We start from the raw sequence: 13,367 nt of genomic DNA, 5'->3' as shown, positions 1-13,367 counted from the left end.
AGTGCAGAAGCTACCAGAGGAGATTATTAATCCACTTTGGTAGCCTATATATTGTATAATATTTTATTTGCTTTTATTGTCAAATGAAATCCATCCTTTTCGAGACAAATATCTTAAAAATGTAATTATTGTATCAATAGATGCCTGCTCAGTTTCACCAAATTTCTCCATCATGACTTTAACTATATCATATACAGTTTTAGTACCATCGCAAAGTTGCCACACTGTAGAACCTTTTTCATCAAGCTGTATATCGCTAACATTTGATTTCTTTATAAGCCATCTCATAAGTTTTTCTACCAGTTTATCATGCTTAAAAAATAGCTTTACCTTATCATCATTTACTTCCCAATGTTCTATTTTTCTAAGTGGTCTATAAAGTAAAAAGTTTTCTTGTGGTTTTTCTTTCTTTTTTTTATTAGACATCCATTTCACCTACAAAATAGTTAAGAGCCATAATGGCTCTTAACTTATATTTTTGTCATTATTATCTATTCAATATTACTTTATTATAATACTAAACAGATGTTTTGTCTACTTTTGAAGCATATACGTAAATCCATAATCCTAATGCTAAGAACATTATGATGGAGAACTCATTACTTGCGGCTAATGCTTTAAAGTATTTAGGTCCATATGCTATATCTAACCAAGCAACCTTTGGATATAAATTTTGAGCTGTAGCAATTCCCGCAACAGCTATACCCATTAAAGCATCTCCTGCAACAAGTCCCGATGCAAGAAGTATACCCTTCTCAACCTGAGTTTTCTTACGTTCTTCATTTTTCTTAAATCTCTTTTCAACTGCAACTCTTACAATACCACCACAAAGAATAGCTGTACTTAAATGTATTGGTAAATATAATCCAAGTGCAATCGGAAGTATTGGAAGTCCTGCAAGTTCACAAAAGACTGCAATTGCTACTCCAACATATACAAGTGCCCATGGAAGTTCGCCAGTAAGCACTCCTTTAATAACCATTGACATAAGAGTTGCTTGAGGCGCTGCAACATCTTTACTACCTATTACATAAGTGTTATGAAGCATTAATACTACTCCACCAGCAACCGCAGCTGCTGCAACTATTCCTAAAAACATACCAATCTGTACGCTTTTTGGTGTACCACCTATAATATAAGTTGTTTTTAAACTTTGAGCAGTACCACCTGAAATACATATAGCAGCACATACAATACCACCTATAATAACAGCTGTATACATACCCTTATCTCCAACATTACCTGTAAGTTTTAAAACTGATGTTACAAACAGTAATGTAGCTATAGTCATCCCTGATGCTGGATTATTTGACGCTCCAATTATACCAACCATTCTAGCTGATACAACCGAGAAAAAGAATGAGAATACAACTGCCATTATTGCACCAACTATACCAACTTTAATTCCTGGTAACAACCATGAAAGCAAAAATACTAATACTGAAGCTCCTATAACCCAAGTTATTGGTGCATCAACTTCTGTTCTCTTTTGAGTTTTAATTCCTGCTGCTCCAATACCAGACATAGCTGATTTAAATGATTTAATAATTGTTGGTGTTGATTTTGCAAGACTAATAAATCCACCTGCCGCAACAGCTCCAGCGCCTATATATCTTATATATTGCTTCCAAATATCCCATGCTCCCATTTCACTAATAGTTACAAGTGATGGAAATAATGGCGCGGAAAGTCCATGCCCAACATACATTATTAAGGGAATAAGTCCAAACCATGCAATTACTGCACCACCGAACATATATAATGCTGATTGAATACCAACTATATAACCAACACCCATAAGTGATGCTAATGTATCAAAACCAAATATTGTTGATTGCATAGGCTTTATAGTCCATTCAGCTTCTTCAAGCCAAAATTTAAATCCGCCTGAGAATAACTTATAAATTGCTCCACCTATAAGACCTGTTAACACTGTTTTATATCCTGCTCCACCTTCACTACCAGTTACTAGAACTTCAGCAGCTGCCATACTTTCTGGATATATAAGAGTACCATGTTCCTCAACTATTAAGAAATTTCTTAGAGGCGTAACAAATAAGACTCCTAATAGCCCTCCAAGTAATGTTACTATAATTATAGTAGAAAGTTTTAATTCCATACCCCAAAGTATAATTGCTGGAAGTATGAATATAATCCCAGCTGCTAGAGATTCTCCCATTGCAGCAATTGATGATACCATATTAGCTTCTAAAATATTATTGCGTTTAAATAATCCTTTAAGTAATCCTGTAGCTAGTATCGCTCCTGGAATACCTGCTGAAATTGTTAACCCGACTTTAAGTCCTAAATAAGTATTTGCAGCAGCAAATATCATTGCAAATGCCATACCTAATATTATAGAAAAAGCAGTTGTTTCTGGCATCGCTTGACTTGTAGGTATAAATGGCAAATAATCCTCTCCTTTAATACCACCGTAAGCTGTATGCGAAAGTTTTTTTGATTCTTCCATGATATGTCCCCCTTTTTATTGTGATCTAAAATATTCGTTATATAATTTATGATAACATATCTCTTTCATATATCTAAATATGAAATCGCCCATTTTTCATGAAATATTCATATTATATTAACTTAGTGCATAAATACCTATAACATACACCATTTTACGTCAATTTCTGAGTCAATTTCCCCACTTTATCGTAATTATGACGGAGTATTAATTTATTATTCATTTTTGAACAATTTACCAATATAAATTTATATCATTCATATTACTGAAAAAAATGACTATATTTTTTTTTATTTATTTAACTAGGCCATGTAATGCTTTGCAATAGTTTTTCATAATAATTTTAACCAACTAAATTTTTTTTATAATCAATTATTAAGTTATAGTGTAAATCAGAAATAACTACCATACAAAATAAAGAAAGAGCAGATGTATAAACTTTCATTTATATTCTGCTCTTTCTTATTTTAATTTTCCAAATCTGCTAAAGGGACTAATTATAATTCTTGCCTTTCCCATTATATCTTTCTTTGGAATAAAAGGTTTTTCCCAATATCTCGCATCTAAGGAATTAACTCTATTGTCTCCCATAAAGAAATAACTATCTTTTGGCACTGTAAATTTCCCTGTTTTACCACCTGGATACTTAACATAACTTTCATTTGTTTTTATATTATTTATGTACACAGATCCATCTTCTTTAACTTCTACTACATCATTTGGTATCCCAATAAGCCTTTTTATTAAATCTTCGCCTAATTCATCCGAATGAAATACTACTATATCTCCGTGTTTAAGGTTATTTTTATTATGAACTCTTGTTACTAAAATCTTATCATCTAGGTGTATAGTTGGTAGCATAGACCCAGTTGGTACGGTGACATTAAAGAAAACAACTTTATTTATAATAAAAGCTATTATAATGGCTGCTACAATAGGTAATATCCAATCTTGAAATATTTTTTTTGTTAAACTCATGATTATCCCCTCTCAAATCTAATACATTAATATTTTATCACAATATATAGATAATATCACCATTAAAACTTATTAATTAATCCAGATCCTAATTTAATATTATACCATCCATCTAATAATTTTATTCTATTTAAAAATCCCCTCAGACTATCGACTGAGGGAACTTAAATACACTATATATATTTCATAAAATTCTTATTTCAATATTTACTATTCATTTGTTTTTTATTAAAGTTGCAGAGATTATATATCTGTCTGGGGCATTGCCAATAAAATTAAAGGGATAACATGTTGTCATTGTAAGTATTGCATTGTCAGTAGGTACAATCACCGTTTTGTCGTCTTTATGGACTATTCGAGTTCCACTGATTTCATAAGTGAAGGTTCCAGCCGATGTTTTTAGAATCAATAGGTCCCCTATCTTTAGACTTCCTACTTTTCTAAACACAGTATCTCGATGCCCAGATAAAACACAATTATCAGCTTCACCTGGAAGTACACTCTGAGTGAAGTGCCCTACACCTTCCCTTAGATTATCTACGCTAGTCCCTTGAATAATGGTTAATTTCCTATTTAAAGCTGGAATCGTCAAACTTCCAATATTGTCACCATCAACAGGATATACAGGGTAAAGTGTTTTAATTTGCATGTTTTTATCAAGTGATTGGTCTAGTTCAACCTTCGATGTTCCACCACCTACCACAGCCTTAGCCTTTGAATCAATAGTAGTAGGTGCCTTATAACTATTAGAGGTATCAACAAAATAATTGGACTGTCCAAATATACCAAACATTGACCAAGAGATACATCCTATCCCCAAAACCATAAATCCCAGAGACAAAGCAGTAACTAATGGGTGTTTTCCCCATAATAGTTTAACTTTATTCATAACTCTTTCTACTTTTCCAAACTATTGCTCCCAAAAGTGTTAGTACACAACCGCTAAGGAGTAACCCATACTGCCATGAAGAGGTATCCGGAAGTTGACCGCCTGTAACAGTATGTGTAATAACTACTGGCTTACCAGTCCCGCTACTTGGTTTTACAGCTTGCAATACAGTGTCATTATTTGTAATAGTTACTGTTTTGTTTTCACCTTTGGCTAAAGTAATATTGCCTTTAGAATCACTATCTCCACTATAACTTGCGGTATATCCAGCAAAAGCATCTTCGCTAACTGCATAAGTTCCAGCTGGCACCGTATAGGTAGTTCCAGCTTCAGATCCAGGTGCTGGGCTTGCGGCAACATCATTACCTAAAGTCTTTACATGAATGTTGAAGTTAGAAGCAACCGCTCTTCGGCCACTATCATTAGTAACATGTTTTATTACATGAAGTGTAGCTTTTTCACCCACTGAAGGAGGTGTGGCGGTAGCAATGTCATTATTAATAATCGTTACAGTTTTATTTTCGCCTGGGGCTAAAGTGATATTACCCTTAGAATCACTATCTCCACTGTAACTTGATGTATATCCATCAAAATCATCTTCGCTAACTACATAATTACCAGCCGTTAACGTGTAGGTAGTTCCTAATTCAGATCCAGGCGAGGGGCTTGCAACTACATCATTACCTAAGGTCTTTACATGCATGTTGAATTTAGCAGCAACCGCTTTTTGACCATTATCATTTATAACATGCTTAATTATATGAAGTGTAGCTAGCTTGGGTGTATTATCACAAATTCCATTCGTTATTTTATTACTGTCTAGCGTCACAGCGCCAGTCCGTGCTAGCAACTGTCCTTGCACCTCCGCATGTGTTTTTGCTGTTATAGATACCATTGCCAGTATGTGTCCCACGAACTTAGAGTCAGTTCCTAAGGTCGCAGAACTACCAACCTTCCAAAATATTCGGCAAAATCGTGCATCATTCTTAAGGATAACACTACTACCTTCTAATGTTTTAAGTGTAGATTCAGTCTGAAATATGAATACTGCATTTGGGTCGCCCTCAGCATCTAGAGTTAGCTTTCCCGTTATCTCAAAAGTACCGCTGGCTGAATAGTAAGTACCAGGTTTCAATGTTTTCTCTCCAAGCTCAGTGGGAATGAGAGTGGGTTTTCTTCCTGCAGCATCTTTATAAGCTGCTGCGAGGTCCTCTTGAGCCTTGTTTGCCACATCATCAGTTAGGTATGTCTTTCCACTTATTGTCACATCTGCCTGACCAGTGAATGAAGTACCTGGGTATAGTCCTACATCTCCCCCTACACTTGACCCAACACTTCCATTAATTGTTGTCGCACCAGTATTTGTAATTGTCTCGTGAGCCAAAACTGCAAATCCAGAGGTTGTTCCAAGATTCACTGTGGTTTGCGCTGCCATAATTGTTGTAGCCGGTACCATACTAACTAACAGTAATAAAGTTATTATAAATGATTTGATTTTCATATTTTTAAAAGCTTTCATAAATATAATCAATCCTCTCTATATCATTAAGCGATCATTCCATTTATCATTTCGTCAATATATAAATTCTTCTCCTAACAAAGTGCTTATAATTATATATTATTTTCAAATTTTATTAATATTACTACAATAATATATTGTTTTAAATGCAGTACATGTTTTTATACTCATTTTAATTAAAAATTCCCCCAGACTCTCGTCTGAGGGAACATATTATTTTATTAAAGTTGCAGTGACAATATATCTATCCGGGGCATTGCCAATAAAGTTAAATGGATAACATGTTGTCATAGTAAGTATGGCATTGTCAGTGGGTACAATTACTGTTTTGTCATCTTCATGAACTATTCGCGTTCCACTAATTTTATAAGTGAAGGTGCCCGCCGATGTTTTCACAATCAGTAGGTCCCCTATCTTTAGATTTCCTAATTTTCTAAACACAGTATCTCGATGTCCAGACAAAACACAATTGTCTTCTTCCCCCGGAAGTACGCTTTGAGCAAAGTGTCCTACACCTTCCTTGAGATCATCTGCGTCAGTCCCTTGAATAATAGGTAATTCTCTATTTAAAGCTGGAATCGTCAAACTTCCAATATTATCACCATCTTTAGGATATACTGGGTAAAGAGTTTTACTAGGTGTGGTTTCATCAGGGTTTGGTTCTAGTTTAACCTTTGATGTGACACCACTCGCCACATCATTATTCTTTGCAACAATAGAAGTAGTGACATCATAGCTATTAGGGGTTTCTTTAGCAAAATAATTAGACTGCCCAAATATACTAAACATTGCCCAAAAGATACATCCTATCCCCAAAACCATAAATGATAGGGATAAGGCAGTACCTAATGAGAGTTTTCCCAAAAATAACTTAACTTTATTCATACTGCTTTCTACATCTCCACCCTATTGCTCCGAGCAATGTTAAAACAGCACCGAAAAGGAGTACCCCATACATTGGAGTAGAAGTTTTAGGAAGCTGTCCACCTGTAACCGTGGTTGTAACTGCTTCACTAGAAACATTAGGAGTAGCTATTGTTCCATCCTGAACTGGTGGATTAACTACTGTTCCATCTTGAACAGGTGCAGTAACCACTGTTCCATCTTGAACAGGTGCAGTAACCACTGTTCCATCTTGAACAGGTGGATTAACTACTGTTCCACCTGGGACTGGTGGATTAACTACTGTTCCATCTTGAACAGGTGGATTAACTACTGTTCCATCTTGAACAGGTGGATTAACTACTGTTCCACCTGGGACTGGTGTGGTGACAGCAATATCGTCATTTGTAATTATCACGGTTTTGTTATCACCTGGTTTTAAAGTTATAGTTCCACTAGAATCCCCATCTCCACTATAAATTAATTTATATCCAGCAAAATCTTCTTCACTAATTCCATAAGTGCCTGCACTTAACACGTAGGTATTTCCAGTTGGGTCAGTTCCAGGTTCTGAGCTTACAATGTTGCCACTAGAAGTCTTTACTATCAATTTGAAATCAGAATCAATTTTTGTTCCTCCATTATCATTAGTAACATATTTAATTACATGAAGTATGGGTGAAACGTCATCATTCGTAATTGTTACTATTTTATTATCTCCTGGTTGTAAAGTGATTTTACCATTAGAATCACTATCCACGCTATAACTTGGAGTATATCCATCAAAATTATCTTCGCTAATCACATAATCACCAGCATCCACGGTGTATGTTTTTCCAGATTCAGTTCCAGATGCTGGACTTGAATCAACATCAGTACCTGAAGTCTTTATATGGATGTTGAAATCACTTGCAATCCTTGTGCCGCCATTATCATTAATAACATGTTTAATTATTTTAATTGTAGCTTTTTGTGGATCTGGAATAACTTTTTCACAATACCCATTTGTGATAGTATTCTCTTCCAGCGTCACCGCTCCATTTCGTGCCAACAACTGTCCTTGCACAATCGCACCATTAGCAGCTGTTATGGATTCCATTGCGAGAATGTGTCCCGCAAAATTAGAGTTTACACCTAATGTTGCAGAACTTCCTACCTTCCAAAATGTTCTGCAGAACCGGGCACTATTAATCAGATATACATTACTATCTGTTGCTGTTCCAAGAGAGGAATCCGCCTGAAATATAAAAACGGCATTAGGGTCACCCTGGGCATCAAGCGTTAGGTCTCCAGTTATCGCAAAACTTCCAATTTCTGATTTGTAAACACCAGGAGTCAATGTTTGACCACCAAGCTCAGCTGGAATTGTTTTGGTAGGAGTTCTACCTGCAGCATCATCATATGCGGTTATAAGATCTTTCTGAGCTTTCATTGCAGCATAATCTTTTATATGTGGATTTCCATCATTTATTGTTACATCCGCATCACCAGTGAATGCAGTCCCCGGATACAGTCCCACATCTCCCCCTACATTTCCGTCAACCTCTCCACCGGCCTTTCCACTAATTGTCGTCTTTCCTGTATTGGTAATTGTGGATCCAGCTAAAACCGCAAATGTAGAGGTTGTTCCAAGGTTTACGGTGTCCTCTGCTGCCATAATTTTTGTAGGTGGTGCCATCATAACTACCAGCAATACCGAAAGTAATAATGGTTTTATTTTAATAATTTTTTTCATAGGTCTAATCAATCCTCTCTATTTAACTTATCTCTTAATCTTTTAAAGTAATCTAGTTTAATGCTTGTCTCAATTTTGTGCATAGAAACAATATTGCCATTTATTCTTCTGGCAATATAAATGCATCCTTATACAAGCAATTTAACATTTATACTATATTCCATAATTTGTTCGTACACTTATAATTATATTCTTATTACCCAAATTGTAAACATCAATTTAAATTTTATTGTATATTTATCTATAATTTTACATTAATTTATCTTAACATTTATTCCCACTTAATTTTACTACGACATAAAACCGCTCTCCTTTTAGCAACAGATTTTTATTATTTAATCTGTCACTAAGGGGAGCATATTATTAACATTGTGCTACATTCGTTATTATTTTTAGATATAATAAAATTAAATATATTAATATCATTATAAGTTTATCAGTTTCTGAACTATAAATACAATTAACCCGCCTATACTACCTGCAATCATCATTAACAAAGATGATGATAACCCTTTTCTGCCCTCATTTTCATATCTGCTCTTTTCTAACACAGTTAATCTTTCATCTATCTGATTATTAATATTTTCGACTAGACTTCTAAGTGCTACCTCTGAAGATACAACCTGACTTGCTAGGACTGAGGCTTGAGCTATAGCTTTATCATTAGCAAGTAATACTGCATTTGTATCAATAGCTCTATTAGCATCTATACGTTTTGTTTCTGCAACTATCATCCTATCTATATATTCAAAGTGAATGTTCATTTGTTTCTCAATATTTTCTATCTCGCATTGACATTTCTCTAGTGGCTCCAGCTTAAACACCTCCTTAACTATACTTATGCTTTAGTGGAAGTTTAAATCTGTGCACTCAGTATTTAGGAATAAAATTACTGCGAAACGTTCTATTAATGGGCATATGAAATCTTTTAGATTGATGATTTCAAAATATAATATGAAGCTTGTCTATATTTGTGTTAAGTATCACTGAAAAGTAGAGCTTAAACGAATTATAATAAGATAAATACAACCCCATAGCCCTATCTACCATGTAATATAATTTACATATTGATACAAGGCATGATATAACTATTTAAAATAAAAGCAACTTTTAGGGAATAGTAGTATATGAGAACAACAACACAGAAGACGAAGACTTTTTACCAATTAAGGAATTTTTTAGATAATTAATCCCTTTTGTTTGACTATCAATAAGAGTTACCCTTTCTGAAATTCCATATATAGCATCCCTTGAATACTGGTTGTCGCAACCCACCATCTAGGATGCAACGACATTTTACCTGTTTATGTATATTCGGCAGTTCAGGTACTTTTATCAGCATCTTAACATTACTTTTGTTGCTTACAGAAAGGATCAAATATATACAAGCTTAATATAATATATAGGGACTAAAAATGTATGTTAAATAAATGGAGGTAAATTATTGATGAATATAGGTGTAAATGATGGTCACACAATAAAAGGTTATGGTACAGGAGCAGTAGGTATTATAAAAGAAGGAGAACACACAAGATTAGTAGGAGCTGAGGTAAGAAAACTATTAAAAGAGGCAGGACACAGTGCTATTAATTGCACTGTAGATTATGCCAATTCGGTTTCACAAAGTCTATCTTTAATCATGGATCAGGCAAATAGGCAAGAATTGGATTGGTTTATATCAATTCATTTTAATGCCGGTGGCGGTCAAGGTGTAGAAGCCTACACGTATGGTGGCAGACAATATCAAGATGCAATAGATGTATGCTCTAATATAACCAAATTAGGGTTTAGAAATAGAGGGGTTAAGGATGGCAAAGGTCTTTATGTAATCAGAAAAACTAAAGCAAAATCTATGTTAATTGAGGTTTGTTTTGTAGATACCGCAGATGCTAATCATTATCTTAAAATAGGATATAAGAATATTGCAAAAGCTATAGTAGAGGCTTTAATAGGAGCTATAAAAGTAACTCCAGTTGAAACTCCTGTAAAAGTTATTGCTCCAGGAGAAATGTATAAAGTTAGAAAAACCTGGGCAGATGCAACAAGTCAAATAGGAGCTTTTTCCGATTTAGCAATTGCAAAAGCTTATGCAAATAGTCATCCAGGATATAGCTTGTTTAATTCAAAAGGTCAAAATGTATATTCTGTAGCTGCAACATTAACAATTGGCACCGTTACCGCAAGCATATTAAATGTTAGAAAAACTGCAGTTTCAAACTCTGCTATAATAGGAAAATTAAATAAAGGAACTAAAGTGAAAATAGCTAAAAAAGTCGGGAATATGTATAATATTTATTTTGGAGATAATGGTGGATATGTAAGTATTGATTATATTAAATAAAACTTTAAGGGATCTTTATGAAAAACCACCTATATTAATAAGACTGCTCTTTAGCAAAATGGTTATTAGTAATTAGATACAAGAGTTAGTAAAAGTATTTAAGAAAAAGTCACAAGACACAGCTGTAACACTTTTAAGTTATGACCAAGAGGCACTAGTAAAAGCAACAGGGTCAGCGACTAATGGAGATGCTGTAACCATAGCAGTACGATAATTTTAAGACCTGAGGTTAGAGAAATCTAGCTTCAGATCCTTTTTTATTCTTTACCTAATTTAAATGTATTGTAGGTAACAAATAGTTCTATGTTGCAATACATAAAGAATAATCTATTTATTATAAATAATGCTAGCATGTGATATTTCTTTAAGTTTAGTAAAGCCATATGTTCATCTCCTTCTTTAACTTGTATTTTTGTCATCTAACTTGTTGATTCAACAGTCATGTAGATAATATTTATTATAACCGTGCTTTAATATCACAATAATTTTAATATCCCTACTAATTTTAACATTAAATTTTCATTTCCTTTAATATTTGTAAATTTAGTTAAAAAATTAAAAGCCCTAAGGCGTACCTCAGAGCTTTTAAATATTATTGAATTTATTCTTCCAATCAAATAGGTACCATTTGTATGTTTCAATTTAATAATTGTTTCTGTTTATGCTTTTTGTATTCCTACAACATCATATCCAGCGTCTTCAATAGCTACCTTAATAGCTTCATCAGTAATATCTTCACTTATTTCAGCAGTAGCAAGTTTTTTATCGAGACTTACCTCCACATCTTTTGCTCCAATGTCCTTTAGAGCCTCGCTAACATGATTAGAGCAATGTCCACAGCTCATACCTTCTACTAATATTTTCTTTTTCATTTTAATTTCTCCCTTCAACTTATGTTTTTTAAATTTTATCTTAAATTGTATATAATAATTATTATTAATCTTTAGTGTAAAATATATATTTACATATGCTTTTTAAATATATCTCCACCAGGTACTGTATTTATCAACATAGCATTAGCACTAATAGATAAAATAATGTACAACGCGATTGCAATTACAAGAAAAATTATAATTAATTTTGTATATTGTTTTCTAGTTAGCTCAAAGTCATTTTTTACCTTAAAACTAATAAGAGATACCATTATTCCAATAGGTATTAAATATGATACGTAAACTGGACTTTCTTTAAAATGAGCAATACCACCACTAATCATACCTATTCCTATAGCTAAAGTAAGTGAAACTATTACTAGCTTTATACTTTCTTTAAGGGATAAATGCTTTTTATCTATTATTACTTCATTGATAAATGAGCCTGTGCTAAATAGTAACAAACCTATTACTAATATTGTTCCATATCTAGTCTTATTAAATGGCATCAATACTATTCCACTGGATACCATTCCTACACCTAAGAAGTACATGATATAAACTAAATACCTTGAAATTACTCTTTTTAACATGTTTGTTTCACCACCGACAGATCCTTTTGGTTTAAAGCCTTTTAAGCGCAGGGCATTTGTTAATACGGAAACTGAACTAAAACTCATTGCAAGGGCCGCGATAATAGGATTTAGAAGTGGACCTCCAAATAAGTGTAATACTCCCATTGCTACTGGTATTCCTAATATATTGTAACCAAACGCCCAAAATAAATTTTGCTTTATGTTTGTAATAGTTTCTTTACTTAATTGTAGAGCTGTAGGTACGTCCATTAAATCGCTTCTCATGAGAACTATGTCCGCCGATTCCATTGCAACGTCTGTACCTGATCCTATAGCTATACCAATATCAGCTTGAGCAAGTGCAGGTGCATCATTAATTCCATCCCCAACCATAGCAACCTTTTTACCTTCTGCTTGAAGTTTTTTAACTTCATTTGCCTTATCCTCAGGTAGAACTTCAGCGAATATTCTATCAATGCCAACTTGCCTTCCGATAGCTGCTGCAGTCCTTTTGTTATCACCAGTTATCATGGCAACTTCTATTCCCATGTTATGAAGTCTTTCTATAGCTTTTTTACTATTTTCTTTAACAGTGTCTGCAACTGCAATGATTCCACTTAACTTATTTTCTATGGCAATATACATCGGAGTCTTGCCTTCTTCAGCTAGTCTGTTTGAAACATCTTCTAATTCTTCTAAAGAAATTTCGCGCTCTATCATAAGTTTTCTATTTCCTAGTATTATTTTATTATCATCTATACTAACTTCTATTCCATAACCAGGTATAGCTTTAAATCTACCGACCTTCTTAAGTTCTATTGATTTTTCTTCTGCATCCTTAACTATAGCCTCACCTAATGGATGCTCAGATCCTTTTTCTGCAGAGGCTGCTATTTGAAGTAAGAATTCCTGTGAAATACCATCTAAAGTAACTATATCTGTTACTTTTGGTTTTCCCTGCGTAAGTGTTCCTGTCTTATCAAATACTATAGTTTGAATTTTATGTGCAGTTTCAAGCGCTGTACCACTTTTTATAAGTACTCCATACTCTGCACCTTTTCCCGTTCCCACCATTATTGCTGTAGGTGTTGCAAGGCCAAGGGCAC

Annotated in this window: 12 protein-coding genes; 1 reads left to right on the top strand and 11 read right to left on the bottom strand. The window is 33.9% G+C overall.

The window, feature by feature from the left end; all coding sequences use genetic code 11:
• Positions 1–63 precede the first annotated feature (63 nt).
• From KPL55_RS19895 to KPL55_RS19860, 8 genes are all read right to left on the bottom strand, one after another.
• Positions 64–426 carry a PqqD family protein gene (locus KPL55_RS19895; protein WP_216308500.1) on the bottom strand — a complete coding sequence of 121 codons (363 nt, stop codon included), beginning with the start codon at positions 424–426 and terminating at the stop codon, positions 64–66.
• A gap of 91 nt (positions 427–517) precedes the next feature.
• Positions 518–2,473, bottom strand: a complete 1,956-nt coding sequence (locus tag KPL55_RS19890) for an OPT family oligopeptide transporter (protein ID WP_376770477.1) — start codon at positions 2,471–2,473, stop codon at positions 518–520.
• A 459-nt stretch (positions 2,474–2,932) separates the two neighbouring features.
• The gene (gene lepB / locus KPL55_RS19885; protein ID WP_216308498.1) at positions 2,933–3,448 is read right to left on the bottom strand and encodes a signal peptidase I; all 516 of its coding nucleotides are present in this window, start codon (positions 3,446–3,448) and stop codon (positions 2,933–2,935) included.
• A gap of 214 nt (positions 3,449–3,662) precedes the next feature.
• Positions 3,663–4,337 carry a class D sortase, LPxTATN-specific gene (gene srtD / locus KPL55_RS19880; RefSeq protein ID WP_216308497.1) on the bottom strand — a complete coding sequence of 225 codons (675 nt, stop codon included), beginning with the start codon at positions 4,335–4,337 and terminating at the stop codon, positions 3,663–3,665.
• Complete coding sequence (locus KPL55_RS19875; RefSeq protein WP_216308496.1) at positions 4,330–5,856, bottom strand: ice-binding family protein; 1,527 nt, start codon at positions 5,854–5,856, stop codon at positions 4,330–4,332. Before KPL55_RS19875 ends, srtD (KPL55_RS19880) begins: the two co-directional genes overlap by 8 nt.
• Positions 5,857–6,069: 213 nt before the next feature.
• The gene (srtD, locus tag KPL55_RS19870) at positions 6,070–6,741 is read right to left on the bottom strand and encodes a class D sortase, LPxTATN-specific (RefSeq protein WP_216308495.1); all 672 of its coding nucleotides are present in this window, start codon (positions 6,739–6,741) and stop codon (positions 6,070–6,072) included.
• On the bottom strand, positions 6,734–8,473 hold the full coding sequence (locus KPL55_RS19865) for an ice-binding family protein (protein WP_216308494.1): 1,740 nt from the start codon (positions 8,471–8,473) through the stop codon (positions 6,734–6,736). The genes srtD (KPL55_RS19870) and KPL55_RS19865 overlap by 8 nt, the downstream gene beginning before the upstream one ends.
• 425 nt (positions 8,474–8,898) lie before the next feature.
• Complete coding sequence (locus KPL55_RS19860; RefSeq protein WP_216308493.1) at positions 8,899–9,297, bottom strand: hypothetical protein; 399 nt, start codon at positions 9,295–9,297, stop codon at positions 8,899–8,901.
• A 623-nt stretch (positions 9,298–9,920) separates the two neighbouring features.
• On the opposite strand from KPL55_RS19860, the gene KPL55_RS19855 reads away from it, so the two are divergent.
• Complete coding sequence (locus KPL55_RS19855; protein WP_246599697.1) at positions 9,921–10,814, top strand: N-acetylmuramoyl-L-alanine amidase; 894 nt, start codon at positions 9,921–9,923, stop codon at positions 10,812–10,814.
• Positions 10,815–11,071: 257 nt separating this feature from the next.
• On the opposite strand, the gene KPL55_RS19850 is transcribed toward KPL55_RS19855, so the two are convergent.
• The 3 genes from KPL55_RS19850 to KPL55_RS19840 all read right to left on the bottom strand — a co-directional run.
• Complete coding sequence (locus KPL55_RS19850) at positions 11,072–11,233, bottom strand: hypothetical protein (protein ID WP_216308491.1); 162 nt, start codon at positions 11,231–11,233, stop codon at positions 11,072–11,074.
• Positions 11,234–11,473: 240 nt separating this feature from the next.
• Positions 11,474–11,686 (bottom strand): heavy-metal-associated domain-containing protein, encoded by a 213-nt coding sequence (locus KPL55_RS19845; RefSeq protein WP_216308490.1) that lies wholly within the window; start codon positions 11,684–11,686, stop codon positions 11,474–11,476.
• 89 nt (positions 11,687–11,775) lie between these two features.
• A partial coding sequence (locus KPL55_RS19840; RefSeq protein WP_246599689.1) for a heavy metal translocating P-type ATPase occupies positions 11,776–13,367 on the bottom strand: 1,592 nt, incomplete at its 5' end.

The sequence above is a fragment of the Clostridium lacusfryxellense genome, from assembly GCF_018861735.1.
Lineage (GTDB): Bacteria > Bacillota > Clostridia > Clostridiales > Clostridiaceae > Clostridium_AD > Clostridium_AD lacusfryxellense.
Note: the sequence above shows the minus strand (reverse complement) of the source record. Positions and strands in the feature narration are given on the sequence as shown.

Coding starts and splice junctions, on each gene's coding strand:
- KPL55_RS19895 (WP_216308500.1), bottom strand. CDS start 426: ATGTCTAATAAAAAAAAGAAAGAAAAACCACAAGAAAACTTTTTACTT.
- lepB (WP_216308498.1), bottom strand. CDS start 3,448: ATGAGTTTAACAAAAAAAATATTTCAAGATTGGATATTACCTATTGTA.
- srtD (WP_216308497.1), bottom strand. CDS start 4,337: ATGAATAAAGTTAAACTATTATGGGGAAAACACCCATTAGTTACTGCT.
- KPL55_RS19875 (WP_216308496.1), bottom strand. CDS start 5,856: ATGAAAGCTTTTAAAAATATGAAAATCAAATCATTTATAATAACTTTA.
- srtD (WP_216308495.1), bottom strand. CDS start 6,741: ATGAATAAAGTTAAGTTATTTTTGGGAAAACTCTCATTAGGTACTGCC.
- KPL55_RS19865 (WP_216308494.1), bottom strand. CDS start 8,473: ATGAAAAAAATTATTAAAATAAAACCATTATTACTTTCGGTATTGCTG.
- KPL55_RS19855 (WP_246599697.1), top strand. CDS start 9,921: ATGAATATAGGTGTAAATGATGGTCACACAATAAAAGGTTATGGTACA.
- KPL55_RS19850 (WP_216308491.1), bottom strand. CDS start 11,233: ATGACAAAAATACAAGTTAAAGAAGGAGATGAACATATGGCTTTACTA.
- KPL55_RS19845 (WP_216308490.1), bottom strand. CDS start 11,686: ATGAAAAAGAAAATATTAGTAGAAGGTATGAGCTGTGGACATTGCTCT.